13 protein-coding genes and 2 pseudogenes are annotated in these 21058 nt (G+C 61.5%); 9 read left to right on the forward strand and 6 right to left on the reverse strand.

Annotation, left to right across the window (positions count from 1 at the left end; all coding sequences use genetic code 11):
• The 6 genes and pseudogenes from P3C52_RS19625 to P3C52_RS19650 all read right to left on the reverse strand — a co-directional run.
• The coding region (locus P3C52_RS19625; protein ID WP_275556560.1) for a nitrate reductase at positions 1–2272 on the reverse strand (2272 nt) is incomplete at its 3' end.
• The gene (gene nirB, locus P3C52_RS19630) at positions 2269–6351 is read right to left on the reverse strand and encodes a nitrite reductase large subunit NirB (RefSeq protein WP_275556561.1); all 4083 of its coding nucleotides are present in this window, start codon (positions 6349–6351) and stop codon (positions 2269–2271) included. The genes P3C52_RS19625 and nirB, both read right to left, overlap by 4 nt.
• 10 nt (positions 6352–6361) lie before the next feature.
• Positions 6362–7150, reverse strand: a complete 789-nt coding sequence (locus P3C52_RS19635; protein WP_275556571.1) for an ABC transporter ATP-binding protein — start codon at positions 7148–7150, stop codon at positions 6362–6364.
• 3 nt (positions 7151–7153) lie between these two features.
• On the reverse strand, positions 7154–8041 hold the full coding sequence (gene ntrB / locus P3C52_RS19640) for a nitrate ABC transporter permease (protein ID WP_275556562.1): 888 nt from the start codon (positions 8039–8041) through the stop codon (positions 7154–7156).
• Positions 8038–9296 (reverse strand): annotated as a pseudogene (locus P3C52_RS19645) (CmpA/NrtA family ABC transporter substrate-binding protein). The gene ntrB and the pseudogene P3C52_RS19645 overlap by 4 nt, the downstream one beginning before the upstream one ends.
• A gap of 249 nt (positions 9297–9545) precedes the next feature.
• A complete protein-coding gene (locus tag P3C52_RS19650; RefSeq protein WP_275556563.1) occupies positions 9546–10781 on the reverse strand; it encodes a nitrate regulatory protein in 1236 nt (411 codons plus the stop codon).
• A gap of 164 nt (positions 10782–10945) precedes the next feature.
• Between P3C52_RS19650 and P3C52_RS19655 the strand changes: the two genes are divergently transcribed.
• The 9 genes and pseudogenes from P3C52_RS19655 to P3C52_RS19695 all read left to right on the forward strand — a co-directional run.
• Complete coding sequence (locus tag P3C52_RS19655; protein ID WP_275556564.1) at positions 10946–12733, forward strand: methyl-accepting chemotaxis protein; 1788 nt, start codon at positions 10946–10948, stop codon at positions 12731–12733.
• Positions 12734–13156: 423 nt separating this feature from the next.
• Complete coding sequence (locus P3C52_RS19660; protein ID WP_275556572.1) at positions 13157–13609, forward strand: SH3 domain-containing protein; 453 nt, start codon at positions 13157–13159, stop codon at positions 13607–13609.
• 82 nt (positions 13610–13691) lie between these two features.
• A complete protein-coding gene (gene icmH, locus P3C52_RS19665) occupies positions 13692–14912 on the forward strand; it encodes a type IVB secretion system protein IcmH/DotU (protein WP_275556565.1) in 1221 nt (406 codons plus the stop codon).
• The gene (gene tssM, locus P3C52_RS19670; protein WP_275556566.1) at positions 14912–17032 is read left to right on the forward strand and encodes a type VI secretion system membrane subunit TssM; all 2121 of its coding nucleotides are present in this window, start codon (positions 14912–14914) and stop codon (positions 17030–17032) included. Before icmH ends, tssM begins: the two co-directional genes overlap by 1 nt.
• Before the next feature lie 5 nt (positions 17033–17037).
• Positions 17038–17730 carry a type VI secretion system-associated protein TagF gene (tagF, locus tag P3C52_RS19675; RefSeq protein WP_275556567.1) on the forward strand — a complete coding sequence of 231 codons (693 nt, stop codon included), beginning with the start codon at positions 17038–17040 and terminating at the stop codon, positions 17728–17730.
• A 39-nt stretch (positions 17731–17769) separates the two neighbouring features.
• Positions 17770–18939, forward strand: coding sequence for a type VI secretion system-associated FHA domain protein TagH (tagH, locus tag P3C52_RS19680; protein WP_275556568.1), 1170 nt, complete (start codon positions 17770–17772; stop codon positions 18937–18939).
• On the forward strand, positions 18936–19712 hold the full coding sequence (locus P3C52_RS19685; protein ID WP_275556569.1) for a PP2C family serine/threonine-protein phosphatase: 777 nt from the start codon (positions 18936–18938) through the stop codon (positions 19710–19712). The genes tagH and P3C52_RS19685 overlap by 4 nt, the downstream gene beginning before the upstream one ends.
• A 14-nt stretch (positions 19713–19726) precedes the next feature.
• Positions 19727–20677 carry a hypothetical protein gene (locus P3C52_RS19690; protein WP_275556570.1) on the forward strand — a complete coding sequence of 317 codons (951 nt, stop codon included), beginning with the start codon at positions 19727–19729 and terminating at the stop codon, positions 20675–20677.
• A 55-nt stretch (positions 20678–20732) separates the two neighbouring features.
• A pseudogene (locus tag P3C52_RS19695) lies at positions 20733–21058 on the forward strand (serine/threonine protein kinase); the annotation flags it as partial.

The following is a 21058-nucleotide window of genomic DNA, read 5'->3' on the forward strand; positions in this document are numbered from 1 at the left end:
GAAAAGCCTGTTCATCGCCCGCTTCCTGTAATTTCCACTGCGGCTGGAGCAGCGTTTTCAGCCAGCGGCGCGGATTATCCTGATGAGCCAGGCTGAAGCGCGTCAGGCCATCCGCCGCCGGTATGCGGCACCACCAGTTCAAAGCAGGCAAAGTGACGTTGTCACTGATAAACAGCGTCCCCTGCCAGTCGCTGCGCCAGGGCTGAATGCGCACCGGTGTCTGTTTGCTTTCCGGCTGACCGGAATGGGGACAGCGCCAGGGCGCCACCAGCCGATCGACATTGCCCTCAGCACAAAACTGTTGGTTCCAGTGCATCGGCACAAACAGCGTGCCGGGCGTCTGATCTTCCGTCAGGATGGCGCGGGCGATCATCCAGCCGTGCCGCGACTGAATGCGCACCAGCGTATCGGGCCAGATGCCCTGCTGCGTCGCATCGTCGGGATGCAGCGCCGCAAAGGGTTCCGCATAGTGTTGCAGCAGGCGCGGCACCAGACCGGTGCGCGTCATGGTATGCCACTGATCGCGAATACGACCGGTATTCATCATTAGCGGCCAGCTGCGGCTGACGGCGACCTGCGGCCCGGCGGGTTCTACCGGCAGCAGCCGCGCTTTGCCGTCGGCGTGGTAAAAGCGGCGCTGGCTGAACAGCCGGGCGCAACCTTTGGGAAAGGCGGCGTTAACCGGCCACTGCACCGGCTGCAGGCGATCCCATTCCGCGTTGCTCAACTGCGCCAGCCCGCTGATATCAAAGGCGCGGCGTCCATCGTTTTCAAAACCGGACAGCGCGGCGTGTTCGCGGAATATCTCTGCCGGGTGCTGCCAGCTGAAGGCCGCACCGTAGCCGAGACGCTGCGCCACCTGCGCCACTATCCACCAGTCCGGGCGCGCTTCGCCCTGCGGCGGCATAAAGGCGCGCTGGCGCGAAAGGCGTCGCTCCGAATTGGTGACGGTGCCGTTTTTTTCGCCCCATGCCTGCGCGGGCAGCACAATATTGGCAAAGGCGCTGGTATCGGTATTGCGCATTACCTCCGAGACGATCACCAGCTCGCAACGGCTCAGCGCCTGCGCCACGGCGTTGCCGTCCGGCAGCGAGACCGCCGGATTCGTCCCCATAATCCAGATTGCTTTGATTTCGCCGCGCCCTGCCGCCTCGAACAGATCCAGCGCCTTCAGGCCCGGCGCCGTGGCCACCCGATCGCTGCGCCAGAAGCGCCGCAGGCGATCGATATTCTCCGGCGTAAAATCCATCTGCGCCGCCAGCTGATTTGCCAGTCCGCCCACTTCACGCCCGCCCATCGCGTTCGGCTGGCCGGTCAACGAGAACGGGCCGCTGCCCGGCTGGCCGATTTTGCCGCTGTAGAGATGGGCGTTCAGGATGGCGTTGCACTTATCGCTGCCGCTGGAAGACTGATTAATGCCCATGCACCACAGCGTTAAGACCCGTTGGTTTTCCGCAAACAGCCTGTAGAACCGCTCAATTTGCTGCAGCGGCAGCTGGCAGACTTCAGCGACCTGCTGCGGCGTCCAGCGTTCAGCAGCGGCCAGCGTCTCTGCGGTTTGCGCCAGCTGCGGCAGCATCGCGGGATCGCCGTAGCCGCCCTGCGCCAGCCAGCGCAACAGCCCGTTAAACAGCGCGCCGTCACTGCCCGGCGCCAGCGGCAGATGCAGGTCGGCCAGATCGCAGCTGGCGGTACGGCGCGGATCGATCGCCACCACCTGCAGCGCCGGACGCTGCTGCTTTGCCTGCACCAGCCGCTGATATGCGACCGGATGCGTCCAGGCGGCGTTCGAACCCACCAGCACAATCAGCTCTGCGTGGTCGAAATCTTCATAGCAACAGGGAACCGCATCGGCGCCCAGCGCGCGCTTGTAGCCGGTGACCGCCGAGGCCATGCAGAGGCGCGAGTTGGTATCGATATTGCCGCTGCCGATAAAGCCTTTCATCAGCTTGTTGGCGACATAATAGTCTTCGGTCAGCAACTGACCAGAGGCGTAAAAGGCGACGGCATCGGGGCCGTGCCGCCGGATAATCGCCTGCAGCCGTTCGGCGACGGTATCCAGCGCCGTCTGCCAGGCCACGCGCCTGCCGTCCACCCGCGGCCAGAGCAGACGACCGGCGGGCGACAGCGTTTCGCCCAGCGCCGCGCCCTTCACGCACAGGCGGCCCGCGTTGGCCGGGTGTTCGGCGTCGCCGCTGACGCGCCAGCCCTGCGCGCCCGCTGTCACCTCCACGCCGCAGCCGACGCCGCAGTAAGGACAGGTGGTTTTCATGACGCCTCCGCCACGCTCAGGTTGCCCACCGCCAGCGGCTCGCTGGCGACCAGGATGCGTCCGCCGACCAGCCGCACCGGCCAGCAGCGTAGCTGCATCTCCGGCTGGTCAAGAGCAATGCCGTCGCGCAGGCGGAAGCGCTGTTTATAGAGCGGTGAAATCACTATCGGCTCACCCGCCGCATCGCCAAGAATGCCGCGCGACATCACGCTGGCGTGGGTGCCCGGCTCGTTATCGTCCAGCGCATAGATGCGGTCGGCAAAACGGAACAGCGCGATGCGCTGGCCGCCAAGCCGTGCGCCGATACCCGCCTGCGGCGGAATATCCTCCAGCGCGCCGACGTCGCTCCACGGCTCGTGCGGCAGCGGCTGCTGGCGCGGCGTCACGTCGGCAGGACGGATCTGGCCGCGCTCCTGCTGCCACTGCAGGGTTTCATCCTGCTGCGGCCCGTTAATCGTGGCGCGGAACAGCCGCAGCCGATCCGGTGATGCCAGCGTGGTGCGCCATTCGCACTGCCAGCTATCCACCACCTGCTGCATCTCCCGCTCCAGCCCGGCGCCGATGCCCAGGCTGTCCGTCATCACCACGTCGCGCAGATAGTCGAGCCCGCCCTCGAGGTTATCCATCCAGACGCTGGTGCGCTGCAGACGATCGGCGGTGCGGATATAGAACATCAGCAGGCGATCGACGTAGCGGATTAAGGTCTCCTCGTCGAGATCGCTGGCGAAGAGATCGGCGTGGCGCGGCTTCATGCCGCCGTTGCCGCAGACATAGAGGTTCCAGCCCTTCTCGGTGGCGATAACGCCGATATCTTTGCTTTGCGCCTCGGCGCATTCGCGCGTACAGCCGGAGACCGCCATTTTGATTTTGTGCGGCGCGCGCAGCCCTTTGTAACGGTTCTCCAGCCGGATCGCGAAGTCGGTGGAGTCCTGCACGCCGTAGCGACACCAGCTGCTGCCGACGCAGGATTTCACGGTGCGCAGCGATTTGCCGTAGGCGTGGCCGGTTTCGAATCCGGCCTCCAGCAGCGCCTGCCAGATAGCGGGCAGTTGATCAAGCGCCGCGCCGAAGAGATCGATGCGCTGGCCGCCGGTAATTTTGCTGTAGAGATTAAAGCGCTCGGCTACCTGGCCAATGGCGATCAGACCCTGCGGCGTGATTTCCCCGCCCGGAATGCGCGGCACTACCGAATAGCTGCCATCTTTCTGAATATTGGCGAAGAAGCGATCGTTGGTTTCCTGCAGCGGCAGATGCTGCGGCTTCAGCAGATAGTCGTTCCAGCAGGAAGCGAGGATCGAGCCGACCAGCGGCTTGCAAATTTCGCAGCCGTGTCCGCGTCCGTGACGCGCCAGCAGCTCATCAAAGGTTTTGATTTCACCCACGCGCACCAGGTGATAAAGCTGCTGACGCGAGAAAGCGAAGTGTTCGCAGATATCTTTCTTTACCTCAATGCCCTGTACCGCCAGCTGATGTTCCATCACCTGTTTCACCAGCGCGCTACAGCCGCCGCAGCCAGTTGCCGCTTTGGTGCAGCTTTTCAGCGCCGCCATATCGCCGCAGCCGCTGCTGACCGCCTGGCAAATATCGCCTTTACTGACGTTATGGCAGGAGCAGATCTGCGCGCTTTCCGGCAGTGCCGCCACGCCGAGCGCTCTGGCGGGCGGGTCAACCGCACGCGGTAAAATCAGGCTTTCCGGCTGCGGCGGTAGCGGCAGTTCGTTCAGCATCATCTGCTGGAGTTCGCTGTATTCGCTGCTGTCGCCGACCAGCACTGCGCCCAGCAGCCGCTTGCCGTCGGCAGAGACCACGATCTTCTTGTAGATTTCCTGCGGGCCGTTGGTCCAGTGATAGCTCTGGCTGCCCGCGCTGCGGCCGTGGGCATCACCCAGCGACGCGACCTCCACGCCCAGCAGCTTCAGTTTGGTACTCATATCGGCGCCGCTGAAGGCCGCCGCCTCGCCTGCCAGACGGCTGGCCAGCACCCGCGCCATCTGGTAACCCGGCGCCACCAGGCCGAAAATCTGTCCCTGCCACAGCGCGCATTCGCCAATGGCGGCAATCGCCGCATCGCTGGTCAGGCAGCCGTCATCAATCACGATGCCGCCGCGCGGCCCCAGCGTCAGGCCCGCCTCGCGCGCCAGCTCATCGCGCGGGCGGATACCGGCGGAAAACAGCACCAGGTCGCTTTCCAGCGTACTGCCGTCGGCAAAATGCAGGCGCAGCGCGCCGCTTTCCAGGGTTTCAATCTGGCGCGTTTCGGTGCCGGTATGCACGCAAACGCCAAGCGCCTCGATTTTGCGCCGCAGCATCTGCGCGCCGCCCTCATCAAGCTGCACCGCCATCAGGCGCGGCGCAAATTCCACTACGTGCGCTTCCAGGCCCAGCAATCTCAGCGCGTTGGCGGCCTCCAGCCCCAGCAGGCCGCCGCCGATCACCACGCCGCTTTTAGCATGCAGCGCCCGCGCCTTAATGGCGTCAAGATCGCTGAGGGTGCGATAGACAAAGCAGTTTTCCGCCTGATAGCCGGGAGTGGGCGGCACAAAGGCGTAAGAGCCGGTGGCGAGGATCAGCCGATCGTAAGCCATTTCGCGCCCGCTTTCGTCGCGCACGCAGCGACGCTGGCGATCGATATGGGTGATTTTTTCGTGACAACGTAACTCAATATCATGGTCGGCAAAGAAGTTCTCTTTGACCAGCGACAGCGCCTGCGCATCGCGCCCGGAGAAATAGTCGGAAAGATGCACGCGATCGTAGGCGCTGTGCAGCTCTTCGCCGTAAACCACAATGTGATAGTGCTGATGTAGCTGCTTCTCCACCAGCTGCTCAACAAAATAGTGGCCGACCATGCCGTGCCCAATCACTACCAGAACCGGTTTGTTCATCGCTTTACTCTCCGCAGCCGCTGGCTGCCCGTCATGATTACTGAAGCCAAACAGCGCGCTCGCGTCTGCCGGCGCGCTGCGTTGCAAATGGGGCAGCAGCGCGGCTGCCGCCGAGGTGTCGCCGTATAAAATGACGCCGGTCAGCCTGCCGTCGCGCAGTACCAGCCGCCGATAGTACTGGCTGAGCGGATCGCAGGCGGTCAGCGCACGGCTGCCGGGCGTGCTGCCGGTTTCACCCGCGCTAAAGATTTCAATACCGGTGACTTTCAGGCGCGTACCCTGCGGCCGGTAATAAAAATCGTCGATGGGGCAACCCGCCAGCTGGTGCGCCAGCACCGCCGCCTGTGCCAGGCAGGGCGCCAGCAGTCCGAAAGTTTCGCCCTCAATTTCGCAGCATTCACCCAGCGCCCAGACGTTAGGCAGCGCGCGCAGCTGGCGATCGACGCGAATGCCGCGCCCGCAGGGAATACCTGCCGCCCGCGCAACGGCAACAACCGGCGCTACGCCGATAGCGATCACCACCTGCCCCGCCGCGATCGATTCACCGCTGGCCAACGTGACACTGTCACGGTGAATCTGCCGGATTTCCGTTGCCAGACGGCAATCAATGCCGCGCTGCTTCAGCGCCTGCGCCAACAGGCTGCCCGCGGTTTTATCCAGCTGCCGATCCAGCAGCCAGCTGTGACGATGCACCAGGGTGACCGCGCGCCCGCGCAGACGCAGTGCCGCCGCCGCCTCAATGCCCAGCAGCCCGCCGCCCAGCACCACCACCGGTCCCTCCACGCTCAGCATGCGGTCGACGTCGTTAAGGGTGCGAAAGCCGCCAACGTGCGGCTGGTCGATGCCGGGAACCGATGGCATCACCGGCGCGGAACCGGTAGCGAACACCAGCCGCTCCCACTCCAGCACGCGCCGTTCGGTGGTCAGACGGCGCCGTGGCAGATCCACGCTTAATACCGCTTCGCCGCTCAGCAGCCGCACGCCCTGCTCCCGATACCAGCTCAGCGGATGGATTAGCGTGTCGTGAAAGGCCTTTTCGCCGCTCAGCACCGGCGACAGCTGAATACGGTTGTAGTTGCCCTGCGCCTCGCTGCCGATCACCGTAATGCGATAGCGTCCGGGCGCCAGCCGCAGCAGAGTTTCCACCATGCGCATGCCCGCCATGCCGTTGCCGATAATCACCAGATGTTCAGCCATTGCCGACTCCTCAGGCCGCGTGGCGCTGCTTTTCATAGAGGAAATGCAGGATTTGCTGACGCAGCTGGTGATAGCGCGGCTCGTCGGCCAGCGCCACGCGCGAGCGTGGACGCGGCAGATCGATAGCCAGATCCTCGCCCAGCGTTGCCGCCGGGCCGTTGGTCATCATCAACACCCGATCCGACAGCAGCACCGCTTCGTCAACGTCATGGGTAATCAGTACAATGGTGGTATTCAGCTCCTGCTGAATGCGCATCACGCTGTCCTGCAAATGGGCGCGCGTCAGGGCGTCCAGCGCGCCGAACGGCTCATCCATCAACAATACGCGCGGTTTCATCGCCAGCGCGCGCGCAATGCCGACGCGCTGTTTCATGCCGCCCGACAGCTCGGGCGGGCGTTTGTGCGCCGCATGGCTCATCTGCACGCACGCCAGATTATGCGCAATCCATTCCTGGCGCTCCGCCCGGCTCATGCTCTGCTTAAAGACCTGATCCACTGCCAGCGCCACGTTCTCCTCTGCCGTCAGCCACGGCAGCAACGAATGGTTCTGAAACACCACCGCCCGCTCTGGCGCAGGCCCGGCGATTTCGCGGTTGTCGCACAACAGCACGCCTTCGCTCGGCAGCGTCAGTCCGGCAATCAGGTTCAGCAGCGTCGATTTGCCGCAGCCGGAGTGGCCGATCAGGCTGATGGTTTCGCCGGCGCGCACGTCAAAGGAGACGCGATCCAGCGCGAGGAATTCGCCGTCAGCGGTCTGAAAACGCTGGCTGACGTTTTGCACCTGAATAATGTTCTGCATCATCTACTCCTGTTTATCCCAGCTGAAACGACGCGCCAGCAGCATCAGCCCCTGCTCCAGCAGCAGGCCGACCACGCCGATGACGAAAATGGCGATCAGAATGTTTTCCACGTTGAGGTTGTTCCACTCGTTCCAGATCCAGAAGCCGATGCCCAGCCCGCCGGTCAGCATTTCGGCAGCGACGATCACCAGCCAGGCGATACCGATGGACAGGCGCACGCCGGTCAGCACCGACGGCAGTACCGCCGGAAAGAGGATTTTGCGCATGATGGTCCACTCAGAGAGCTTCAGCACCCGCGCCACGTTGAGGTAATCCTGCGGAATGCGCTGCACGCCCTCGGCGGTGTTGATGATCATTGGCCAGATGGAGCAGATAAAAATTGTCCAGCTGGAGGCAGGCTCGGCACGCTGAAACAGCAGCAGGCCAATCGGCAGCCAGGCCAGTGGGCTGACCGGTCGCAGCAGCGCGATCAGCGGGTTAAACATATCGGCGAGAAAGCGAAAGCGTCCGATGAGGAAGCCCGCCGGAATGCCCACCAGTGCCGCAAGGCCGAAGCCCGCCGCCACGCGCGTCAACGAGGCGAGAACGTTCCAGCCGATCCCCTGGTCATTGGGGCCGCCGTCATAAAAGGGATGGGCAAAGACCGTCAGCGCCGCCTGCCAGGTTTGCAGCGGCGTCGGGAAGCCGCTGCTGTTCAGCGCGGCGATCTGCCAGATGCCCAGCAGCAACAGCAGCCCGCAGGCGCATGGAATCAGCCGCTGCAGCAGCGCACGCAACGGCCAGCGGCGGCGGCGGCGCGGCGGCGATGCCACGGGCGGCAGCGGGATCACGTCGGCCACGGCCGGCGTTTTTTCCGCGTTCAGCACAACAACCTGAGCGTCATTTTTCATGCGGGTTCTCCTCGGCGGGTAATGGCGAAATCGGTCGCCCAGGCGGCAGGATTGCTGCCGTCCCAGACTTTGCCGTCAATCAGGGTGCTGCGGCGCATCTCGCTTTGCGGAACGGCAATTTGCAGCGCGCTGGCGGCCTGGCGATAAATGTCGGTGCGGTTGATGGCGCGTGCCACCGTCAGATAGTCGGGCTGTTGTTTCAGCAATCCCCAGCGCTGGAGCTGGGTAAGAAACCACATGCCGTCCGACAGCCGGGGAAGCTCACCTCGCCGTCGCGGAAAAACTGCATGCCGTGTGCGTCCTGCCAGCGATGGCCCAGACCGTCCTGATACTGGCCGAGCATCCGGCCGGTAATGGCGTCGGCTTTGGTGTTGAGATAAGCGCGCCCGGCGATCGCCTGGGCGGTTTCGCGCCGGTTGGCGTCAGAGGCGTCGATCCAGCGCGCCGCTTCCAGCACGGCGGCGGTCAGCGCGCGCGCGGTATGCGGGTTTTCCGCGACCCACTGGGCGCGGGTGGCGAGAATTTTTTCCGGGTGATCGGGCCAGATTTGTTGGCTGGTGACGGCGGTATAGCCGACCTTTTCGCTGATGGCGCGCTGGTTCCACGGCTCGCCGACGCAAAAGCCGCTCATATTGCCGATCTTCATATTCATCACCATCTGCGGCGGCGGCACCACCAGAATGCGCAGGTCGCGGAAGGGATCGATGCCGACGCTCGCCAGCCAGTAGTAGAGCCACATGGCGTGAGTGCCGGTTGGAAAGGTATGGGCGAAGCGATAGCTGCCCGGCTCGCTGGCGGCGACCAGCTTTTGCAGGCTGCCGCCGTCGGTCACGCCCTGCGCCCGCAGCTGGTTCGACAGGGTGATCGCCTGGCCGTTGTTGTTCAGCGTCATCAGGTTAGCCATCGCCTGCTGTTTACCGGCAATGCCCAGATGCAGGCCGTAGATCATGCCGTACAGCGCATGAGCGGCGTCCAGTTCGCCGGAGGAGAGCTTGTCACGCACCGCCGCCCAACTCGCCTCTTTGACGGCAGCAGTTGGATGCCATGCTTTTTATCGAAGCCCTTCAGCGCTGCCATAATCACTGGCGCGCAGTCGGTAAGCGGAATAAAGCCGACGCGTACCTGCTGCTTTTCCGGCGCATCAGCCCGCCGCCCAGACCGCGCTGCGTAAACCCGGCAGCAGCCAGCTGCCTGCCGCCAGCGCACCGCCAACCAGAAAACGCCGACGTGACGAGATAAAAGGCGCGTTGCTCATTCTGTGGCTCCTGAAGAAAGCAATAAAGGCGTCCGTCGCACTGGCTGAAAGCCTGCGACCGGACGCCTTTATCCAAAGCACTCATCTCACCGCCGTTGGCGAAACAAATGCGCAAATTGTGATGAATGTGTTGCAAGCCGCGTGCCAGGTTCGCCAGGGCCGCTTTTGGCCCGCTGCGGCGCTGTTTACCCCTCTGACGCGCTGCCGATGGCACTCTGCTGAGTCACAATGCGCACGCTAATTGTGCAGCTACCTGTTTTGAGGTAGAGAAAAGGCAGCGGCGACGTTTAACATCGCGTCAGCGATATCAACGATGCGTTTGTTTTGAGCCATCGCCATTTTGCGTAACATCTGCCATGCCTGCGGTTCATCGCACTGATGGTGCTGCATCAGCAACGCCTTGGCGCGATCGATCTGCTTGCGCTGCGTCAGGGTGGCGCGCATCGCCGCCAGCTCCTCGCTCTGGGCCGCCAGCCGCTGGGCCTGATTCTCTATCAGCGCCAGCAACGCGCCGCCCAGCTGCGGCGCGATACCGTTGGCCTCCAGCGCCTCGCCCGCTTCCCGCCAGGGCGCGTCCGCTACGTAGAGGCGATAACCCTGCGCGTAGTGCAGCGGCAGTCCGCCTTCGTCTGTTGACGGGGCCGCTTCCAGCTGAGCGATAGCCTGCCGACAGGCGATCATCACCTGTCGCTCAAGGCGATCCGCGATCTGCTGCATCGCATCCAACCGCTCGCTGAGCAGGCGAAACCAGTGTTGAACATCGACGCCGCGCGTGGTCGCGCCGCTGCAGGCGATGCGCCGCAGCTTTTCGGTTTCCTGGCCCGCCTCGGCCATTGCGCGCCAGGCGGCCAGGCTCTGCGCATCGGCGAACTGGCAAAAGGTGTTGAAGCTCTGCTCCTGTGCCTCCAGCAGCGCCACCAGCTGACGGCGCTCCTCAGCGCTGAATTGTCCGGCGGCAAATCCCGCCGCGCCGGTTGCCCGCTCCTGCCCCGCCAGCTCTTTGCCCTGCATAAAGCTGAACAGTGCCAGCAGCGCGTGCGACATGCCGTGACTGGCGGTATCCGCCGCCTCGTAGATCAGATGCAGCTGGTGGCGAATAATCTCGCTGAATTGCTGTATCGCCTCGCTATGCGCCAGCTGCCGGCGGCGCACCTGTTCACGCAGCGCCGTCAGCCCGTCCAGCGTATGCAGCGCCAGCGCCAGACGACCATAAAAACGGCTGGCGGCGCGGCTTTCCGGCGACGGCAGCGCGGCAAGCAGCGCGCTGAGTGCCAAGTCAACCTCCGCCTGGCGCACGGCTAACGGCGTCTGCCCATCGGCGCTGCATAGCCAGATTGTGACGCCGCGCTCGCGCTGTAGCGCATGGATCAGGCCACCAATGGCGCTCAGCAAGCGTTCGCGCTGAAGTAAATCCTGCAAGGCGCTGCGCTCGCTTTCCCGCGCCGCCACCAGGTATCGCCCGGCATAACTTAGGGTGTTCTGCATTGTTTCTTATCCCGTTCCCGCTGACCCACCGAGAATTAAGCAAACTGCGTGCCGCTTACTCAAACGCAGCGGTAATATTATTTGCTTATATCTTGACCATCGGCCTCAAGTTGGGCGCGCGCCTTACCGATACCCAATCAAACCCTGTTATATGAGGCTTTACCATGCTCTCTTCGATTCGCGCTCGTATTGTCGCCATCACTACCGCCTGCGTAGTGGCGGCGCTGGTGATTAACGCCACGCTGAATTACCTGGTCACGGAAAAATATAATCGGCAGGCGATTACCGGCACGCTGGAAGCGGTAATTAACAGCCATAACGCGGCCATTGCCGAGTGGGTAAGCAGCAAGTCCGCGATGATCGCCTCTCTGCAGTCAGTGGCGCTGACGCCCGATCCGGTGCCGGCGTTTAAGCAGATTGCCGCGGCTGGCGGCTTTACTAACGTTTATGCCGGCTACGCCAGTAAAGTAGCGAAATTTTCTGACGCGGCGGGCATTCCGCCCGATTTCGATCCCACCGGGCGTCTATGGTATTTGCAGGCGCAGGCGGCCGGAAAACCGATCGTGACGCCGCCCTATGTGGATGTCGCCAGCGGCAAGCTGGTGGTGGCGTTTGCCGTGCCGGTGATGCAGAACGGCGCGCTGCAGGCGGTATTGTCGGGTGATGTGGCTATGGATAGCGTGGTGGCGAACGTCGGCTCCATTCATCCCACGCCCGCCAGCAGCGGCCTGCTGATCGATAAGAATGGCATGATTGTTACCACCAGCGATGCGGCGATGGCGCTGAAACCGGTAAAAAACCTGCTGCCGGATCTTGATGTCGCCGCGCTGTTAAGCAGCAAAATACCGGTGGCGGCGACGCTGAACGGCGTCGATAAGCTGCTGCTGGCGAAGCCGGTGAGCGGCACCGACTGGTATCTGGTGGTGGCGCAGGATAAAGATGAAGCGTACGCCGGGATGCGCTCGTTGCTCTCCACCTCGGCGGTTTCGCTGATTGTACTGGTGGTGGTGGCCGCGCTGGTGATCGGCCTGCTGATCGGCGCGCTGATGCGCCGTCTGCTGTCGATTCGCGATGCGATGCGCGCCATCAGCTCCGGCGATGACGATCTGACGCAGCGTCTGCCGGTAACCGGTAACGATGAGGTGTCGCAGATTGCCAGCGCCTTTAACGCCTTTACCGATAAGCTGGCAACGGTTATGACGCAGCTGCGCGACGCCAGCGCCTCGGTGCAGGTGGCGGCTAACGAGATCGCCAGCGGCAACGCCGATCTCTCCGGGCGTACCGAACAGGCGGCCAATAACCTGCGCGAAACGGTCAGCGCCATGGAGGCCATTAGCCAGTCGGTGACGCAATCCACCCAGTCGGCGATGCAGGCCAATCAGCAGGCGGCCTCCGCTTCCGAAGCGGCCCGGCGCGGCGGTGAGGTGGTTTCCAGCGTGATTGCCACCATGGAGACCATCGAACAGGCCTCCGGCAAGATTGGCGATATTATCAGCGTGATTGACGGCATCGCTTTCCAGACCAATATCCTGGCGCTGAACGCGGCGGTGGAAGCGGCGCGCGCGGGCGAACAGGGCCGCGGCTTCGCCGTGGTAGCCGGTGAAGTACGCAATCTCGCCCAGCGCAGCGCCCAGGCCGCGAAGGAGATCAAGGCGTTGATCGACAGTACCACGCAAAGCGTGGCGACCGGTTCCCGCTATGTGCAGATGGCGGGCGAAAGCATGAACGACATTGTCAGCAGCGTCGCCAGCGTTTCCGATATTATGGAAGGCATTACGCAGGCCAGTGAAACCCAGCTGCACGGTATTCAGGGCGTGCATCTGGCCATCGGCAAACTGGATGAAATGGTGCAGCAGAATGCGGAGCTGGTGGTGGAATCGACCGCTGCCGCTGGCGCCCTGAAGTTTCAGGCCAACGAGCTGGCCGATACCGCTGGTCACTTCCGTCTGTAAATTCTGAAATTGCCTCTCCGACGGCGCGCCGGCACCGTCGGAAAAGGCGGATTTTCCTCGCCCGTTCTTTTTTCGCCTCCCTCATTAAGCCTGCGCCAGCCCTGACCCTTTAGCTATAATTGGCTGATGCGCTTTTGGCCTCATCGCGAACCCGTTGCGCTGATGCCGGTAACGGCGGCAAGTAACATGAGAAACAGACCCGTGCAATGGTTTGAAATCTCAAAAGTGTCAGGTAGACTGAGCCTGGTTTTATCTTTCTGTAAATCTGAGCAATTTTTTCCAGCCAGCCGCGTCACAGAACGGTAAGCGTCAGGCTTACCCGTCGCGTTTCTGCGCTACCCGGTCTGGCTTTTGTCCAGATAACCTGATGAGATCGTGAGGATCAAAGTGAAAATTCGTTTCGCGCTGACATTGCTCGCTGTGATGACCGTTGCTGGCTGTAAACCCCCTGCGCCTCCCGTGACCGACGATACGCTGGTCAGCAGTACGGTTAATGGCGTGACGCTGGTGCATCGTCATGCGGTAAGCGCGCCCGCCGAGTTTACGCCGGTGGATGAAAGCTATCGCGCGCTGTATGACGCTTCGGTAATGACCACGCCCGATTACGGCGGCAAGGTGGTTCGCCATCTGGAAAACGGCAAGCCTTTCCAGGTGCTGGGTAAGGTAGAGAATAACTGGCTGGCCATCGCTGATGCGGATGATACGCAGCTTATCGGCTACGTGCCTTTAAAGGCCGGCGTGCCTGCCGAGCGTTATGAAGAGGCGCTGCGTAACGACAGGCCGCGTCCGCGTCGCGCGAAACAGGTTTGCGTCGATGTCGGCGGTGCCAGTAAAGCCTGCCGCAAAGCCAATACCGCCACCTGGATCCTCGATTAAACAACCCCTGCCGACGCCGTCGGCAGGACATCCCGGTTACTGCTGAAAATGGGATATTTTCAGTCTGGAATAATGTGATTCAATGACGCCTGTAGATGCTGCTCGTGAAGCACATAACACGAGTACGGATAATATATTACTGGCAGCGGCCTCTCCGCTGTTGAATACCATTGTGCATATACGGATGGCTGCCACGCATGACGACCCGGCCGGGCTACGCCTGCAGCTGGTAGAGGAAGTTCGTCTGTTTGAAAGCCGCTGCAAGCAGGCGGGCCTGCCGTTTGAAACCATTATCGGCGCCCGCTATTGCCTGTGTACCACGCTGGATGAAGCGGCGGCGCAAACGCCGTGGGGCATTCGCGGCGTCTGGTCGGGCAACGGGTTGCTGGTCACGTTTCATAACGAAAGCTGGGGCGGCGAAAAATTTTTCCAGCTGCTCTCGCGCCTGTCGCAAACGCCCGCTCAGCATCTGGCGCTGCTGGAGGTGATCCACTATTGCCTGCTGCTGGGTTATGAAGGCCGCTATCGCGGCATGGAAAATGGTCGTCAACAGCGCGATACCCTGCGCACCCGCCTGGGTCAGCTGATTGCTGAAACCCGTCAGAGTCAGGAAACGCCCGCCGATGTCACCATGGAAGTGAAGCCACTGAGCAGCCAGTTCTGGCGTCCGCCGGTGCCGCTCTGGTGCTGCCTGGCGATTACCGCGCTGCTTGCCAGCCTGATTTACAGCGGCCTTAACTGGCGGCTGGGCACGCAGGCGGCGCCGCTGCTGCGCGCTATTTATCAGGCGCCGCTGCCTGAAGTGACGTTGTCACATGGCGTTGCCACGCCGCAGTCGCTGTTGAATTTGCGTCGCCGCTTAAGCGACGTGCTGGCCGCCGGACAGCTGGAAGTCAGCGACGGCGCGTTCGGCAGTAAAATCATTCTACCAGCCGATAAGCTGTTTGAACCGGGCGCGGCCGCGCTTACTGAACCGGGTCGCGCCTTGATCATGCGCGTCGCCGCCGCGATTCAGGATATTAAAGGCACCGTGCTGGTGTCGGCGTATACCGACAACCGCGTGCCGCGCAATAACCATTTCCCGTCCAGCTACGAATTCTCTCTGGCGCGCTCGAAGGCGATTAGCGCCCTGCTGAATCAGCAACTGCAGCCCGGTCATCAGGTGAAGGCGGAAGGCCGTGGCGACAGCGATCCGCTGCTGCCTAACGATAGCGCCGAGAATCGCGCGCGCAATCGCCGCATTGAAATTACGCTGTTTGCCGCTCCGACGCCGGTTAACCATGCGCAGAAGGAGAAGCCGTGATGAAAAAACGCTGGCCCGCCCTGTTTTCCAGCCGTCTCGCCTGGGGCTTTATCGGCATCAGCGCCTTTGCCTGCCTGATTTGGCTGACCGGCCCGCTGCTGATCGTTAACGATACGCGCCCGCTGGAGCCGGTGTTTAACCGCCAGCTGGTGATCGGCCTCGGCTACTTTTTCTGGATTTTGATGCAGCTAATCCCACGTCTCTATAACGCCTGGTTTAATAACCGGCTGCTGACCAATCTGCAACAGCAGGCGGTTCTCGATCCGGCGGAGCAGCAGGCCACGGAGACGATGCTTAACGATCGCTTTAACGAAGCCATTACGCTGCTGAAAAAGGCGCAGTTTGGCCGCAAGCGCCACGGCAACCGCTGGCAGCGCTTCAGCGCGCCCTGGCTCTATCAGTTGCCCTGGTACATGATCGTCGGCGCGCCTGGCGCCGGTAAAACCACCGCCCTGCTCAATTCGGGGCTGGAATTTCCGCTGACCGACAGCCTGGGCAAAAGCGCGGTGCGCGGCATCGGCGGCACGCGCCATTGTGACTGGTGGTTTACCGATCGCGCCGTGCTGCTGGATACCGCCGGGCGTTATACCCTGCAGGAGAGCCAGCGCGCCCGCGATGCCAGCGAATGGCAAACCTTTATTGCCCTGCTGAAACGCTATCGCGCGCGCCAGCCAATCAACGGCGTGATTATGACCATCAGCGTCGCCGACCTGCTGAGCGACGCCGCCGAAGCGCGCTTTGCCCAGGCCACCGCGCTGCGCCAGCGCATGCTGGAGCTGCACCAGCAAACCGGCATCCATTTTCCGGTCTATATCATGGTGACGAAAACCGATCTGCTGAAAGGCTTTATGGGTTACTTCGCTACCCTGGATAAGCAGCAGCGCGATCGTATCTGGGGCTTTACTTTCCCCTGGGAGCCGAACCGCGACGGCAGCCATCCGTTAAACAGCCATTTTGAACAGCAGTTTTCGTTATTGCATCAGCAGCTACAGCGCGATGTCGCGCATCGCATGGAGCAGCAGAATGATCTAATTCAGCGCGCCGATTGCTTCCTGTTTCCGCAGGAGTTTGCCTCGCTGCGTCCGCTGCTGGCGGAATATCTCGATATTGTTTTTTCGCCCGCCAGCGGCCCGGTTGCCTGGACACCGCGCGGCCTGTTCTTTACCAGCGGCACCCAGGAAGGGCTGCCTTTCGACCGCATTATGGGCCAGCTGACGCGCAAGCTGCAGCTGCCGCGCACCGGCGAGCATTCAATTGCCGCCTGGGATAGCGTCAACCGCGCCGCGCCGATCCCTGGCAACAAAGGACAAAGCTATTTTATTCGTCATCTGCTGAGCGACCTGATTTTTGCCGAAAGCGGCCTGGCCGGTAGCGATCGCCGCTGGGAAGATCGCAATCGCCTGCTGCACTGGACCGCCTGGGGCGCGATGGCCGCCGGACTGGTGCTGGCCTGCGGGCTGTGGATCACCAGTTATGTACAAAACCAGCACTATTTACAGCAGATTGCGCAGCGCGTCCCGCCGTTGACACGTCAGGGCGAGGAACTTGCCCGGCAAAACACCGGCACCATTTTCGATCTGCTACCCTATTTGAACAGCCTGGTGAAATTGCCGCAGGTGGATAGCTTTTCGCTGGACAGCCCGCCGCTGAGTATGCGCGCCGGGCTCTATCGTGGCGATCAGGTGAGCGACGCGGCCGGCGTGCTTTATCAGAACGCGCTAAGGTCGCTGCTGCTGCCGCGGGTGGCGCAGGAGATTACGCGCATTCTGGGCAGCGATAAGGGCGAGGACAGCGAATACAGCCGTAATGCGCTGCGCGCTTATCAAATGCTGTATCAGCCGCGCAACTATGACGGCGAGTTCCTGCGTGGCTGGTTAATGCAAAATTTACAGCGCACCCTGCCCGCAAGCGTGACGACGCACGATCTCCAGCAGCTGGACTGGCATCTGAGCCAGCTGCTGGACCGACAGATCCAGTCGTCGCCTTTCGCCCGCGACAATGCGTTAATGATGCGCAAGCTGGCCGCCCGCCTGGCTGATTCAGGTCAGGTTAGCAAAAAGCTTGCGGCAATGTCCGCAGAGGCCCAGGCGAAAAGCGGGCAATCGGTATCAGTGAGGTAACTGTTATGGCGGAGAAACTGGCACCGGGCTGGTATGGAAAGCTGCCGGTTACCGGCGATTTCTTGCAGCGACGGCTGCCGGATAGCCTGGTCACCAGCTGGTCGAACTGGTTTCAGCAAGGCATTACGCTGTGGCATCAGCAAGATGTCGCCGCCGACGCCTTTCTGCGTGCGCCGGTCTGGAATTTTGTTATTCCCGTGACGCCCGGATTTCAGCGCATTCAGATGGGCTGCCTGCTGCCTTCCCGCGACCGAGTCGGCCGTATCTGGCCGCTGGTGGCGTTAAAAACCTTTACGCCTGAACAGTGGCATCCGGCGCAGCTGAAGATTGCCGGCGACTGGTATCAGCAGACCGGCAGCGCGCTGTTACAGGCGGTGCGCGAGCAGCTGTCGGCGGATACGCTGGAGCAGCATCTGCTGGCGCTGCCGCTGCCGCAGCCGGAAAAACAACGTTCCGCCATTATGGATGTGATCGGCTATCAGGATCTGCCCTGTACGCTGAGCTGGCGCGAGGTGGCTGATCGCTTCAATCCGCAACATTTTATCAGCTACTGGTGGAGCAACCGCTGCGACGGCTTTCCGCACGCCACCCATAAGCACAGCGGCATTTTAAACGCGCAACTTTTCTCCCTGCTGTTTAACCCGGCGGCCGGCGCGCAGCCCGGACGTAACGGCCTTTATCCACCGATGTTTGAGTAGTGCCTTTAGCCGTCTCGGCTTTTTGATGCAGGAATCATCATGCGATTTACCATTGTGCAACAGACAGGCGTGCCCCATCAGACGGTCGATTTTTTACCGCCCGGCGGAACCATCGGCCGCAGCCAGGATAATGATTTGATTCTGCCCGATGAAGCGCGCGCTATCTCACGCCTTCAGGCAGTAGTGCATGTTTCAGCGCAGGGCGAATGCCGCCTGACCAATCGCGGCAGCGTGACCACCGTGGTGTTAAACGGGCTGGCGCTGGAGCGCGACCAGCAGGTTCAGCTGCAGCACGGCGATACGCTGAGCATCGGCGAGTATCAGATTGAGGTGCGCGATCCGCGCCATGAGATCGTCAGCGAAAACCTGGCCAGCTCGCTGGATCCGCTTTCGCTGTTTCAGCAGCAGCATACGTTAAACGGCGATCCGCTGGGCATGCTGCAAAACGACGCGCCGCCGGTGGCAACCGCCACGCTGGAACCCTCGGCGACCGACAGCGCAGCCAGCCGCGCCGGTGCGCACAGCGGCGCCCGGCTCGATATTGATCCGCTGCCGCGTGAGCATAGCGAACGCGCCGACAGCGCAGCGCCCTGTAGCGACGATCGGCTGATTCAGGCGCTGCTGGACGGCATGGGTCTCGATAATCACGGCAAAGAGGGGCTGACGGAAGAACAGATGCGCATGACCGGCAGGATGCTCAGCCTCTTTTCGCAGGGCACGGTGGCGCTGCTGTCGTCGCGTTCAATCCTTAAGCGCGGCGTAAAAGCGGAGATGACCATGATTCTGAACGAGGCGAATAACCCGTTTAAAATCCTGCCCTCTGGCAAAACGGTGCTGATGCAGATGTACCAAAGCCAGATGCCCGGCTTTATGCAGCCGGAACAGGCGGTGCGCGATGCGCTGGTGGATTTGCAGGCGCATCAGCTGGGCATGATCGCCGGCATCCGCGCCATCATCGCCGCCATGCTGCAATCTTTTAATCCGCAGCGGCTGGAAGAACATGCGCGCCAGGACGGCCAGCTGCCGAAAATGCGCTTTACGGCGCATCGCAAGGCGGCGCTGTGGGACTATTTTATGCGCAGTTACCAGCGTACCGCCGGCGAGCTGGAAGATGACTTCCATTCGCTATTCGGCGAGGCGTTTCTGCACGCTTACGATATGGAAGTCAACCAGTACAAAGACTCTCAGACGCGGATGGATAATGAATGAACATCGCCTTTGCCATAACCTCGCAACAAGGCGAGCGCAACAATAATCAGGATCGGGTGGGCCATCTGCTGACGGAACAGAACGCCTGTTTTGCAGTGTGCGATGGCGTGGCCGGCCTGCCCGGTGGCGAACAGGCGGCGCGCATCGCCTGCGATACGCTACTCGATACTTTAACGGCGCTGGACAGCTTCAGCGTCCCTGAAAGTCGTCAGGCGATTGAAAAAAGCGATCGTGCTATCCGTGAGGCACAGCAGATAAATCCGAAACTACAGCGCATGAGTACTACCCTCGCCGCGCTGTTTATCGAGCGCTCGCAACAGCTGGCCTGGTGGGCGCACGCGGGCGATAGCCGTATTTATCACTTCCGTCGTGGCTATCTGAAACAGGTGACACACGACCATAGTCTGGCGCAGCGCATGAAAGATGCCGGTTATGAAAATACCGGAATTAACAGCAATTTACTTTATAATGCGCTCGGCGCTGAAACGATGCGCGAGGTCAGCTACAGCGACGTTATTACGCTGGAGGATGGCGACGCATTTTTAGTTTGCAGCGACGGTTTTTGGCTTCACCTGGCTACCGCCGAGATGGAGCAGGCGCTGCGGATGGTCAACAGCTGCGAAGAGTGGTTAACGCTAATGCAGCAGGCTATCGACAGAACCCGCAAGAACGATAACCTGAGCGCCGTCGCCATTTGGGTCGGCTCGCCCCAAGAAACGACGCTATTACAGTCACTGGCTGATTCGGCACGCCTGCTGCCGCCTCGCGATTAATACCAAGGAACGTTATGAAATATTGGTTGCCCGGCGTTATCACTCTTTTGATGGCTTCTGCCGCCAGCGCAGAAAATTATCGCGTGGTCTACTCCCCCAGCATGGCGCTGGAGGTGTTTATTGACAACGTCGCCAGCAATGCGCCGCAGGACTGGTGTCAAGAGACATTACGTCTGCGCATTGTTTCCGGCGAAAGCAAAACGTCGAATGTATTAACAACCTTTTTGCCCCGCGTCGGAACGCTGCTCGCTAACCAGTGCGGCAAATTACAGGAACTGCCGTGGGAGATGATGGATAAGCAAGGTGCGGCGTTAGCCAGCGGCACGGCGGTGAAAGCGCAAAACTGGCGCCCGATCGTCACCGCCGATGCGACCGCAACGGCCAACGCCAGCAATGCGGCTCCACTCGATCTCTCGCGCCCCGCCAACAGCGAGCCACTGCAGCATTTTGATCTGCCGGGCGGCTGTCACTTCCGTACCTGGTGGGACGACAACGGCCAGTCGCTGTTTATTCCCGACAGCCGTAGCACGCGCTGCTCTACCGAGGGCTGGCTGGAAGGCGCCAGCGAACTGACGCTGATAAGCGACGGCAAAAGTGAGCCGATTGCGGTGAATTTCTGGCAGGGCTATCCTCTGATCGGCCTGAAGCCGAACGGTGATACGCTGAGCATGGTGAGCATTAACAATCAGCGCATGGTGGTCACGCATACGCAGGATGAGGAGAGCTGGCTGATTCTGCCGTTTGATCAACATCTGCATGCCTGGAAATTCAACGGCACGCTGCTGGTGAAAATGGATAAAAGCGCCGCCCAGGATCTCGCTGCGGTCAGAACACGCGTCAGCGCGGCGCGCAAAGCCTGGTCAGGGATGCTGCCCACCGGACAAAAAATAACCGTTATGCTGGTGGATGCGCTGCATCCTGACCTCGCCGATCCGGCGATTGGCGCATACCGCACCTTAAATTAAACGCAGGCGCGTGCCTGCACAGTAACAGGCCGTAAACGCTCAGAGAGTGGTAACTATGTCGGCAAATGAAGAACAGAATATGGTGGCTGGCGCCCTTCCGGCGGGTCACCGGTTCAATGAATTTGAAATCAAGGATGTGATTGGCGGGGGCGGTTTCGGCATTGTCTACCGCGCCTGGGATCATTTGCTGGAGCGCACCATCGCGATCAAAGAATATATGCCCGCGTCGCTGGCGATACGCAATGACGATTTGTCGCTGGGGCTGCGCAGCGAACGTTTCGCCCGGCTGTTTAACGCCGGACTGACCAGCTTTATTCAGGAAGCCCGCCTGTTGGCGCGTTTTAATCATCCCGGCCTGCTGCACGTGTTGCGCTTCTGGGA

The sequence above is a fragment of the Mixta sp. Marseille-Q2659 genome, assembly GCF_940807255.1.
Taxonomy (GTDB): domain Bacteria; phylum Pseudomonadota; class Gammaproteobacteria; order Enterobacterales; family Enterobacteriaceae; genus Mixta.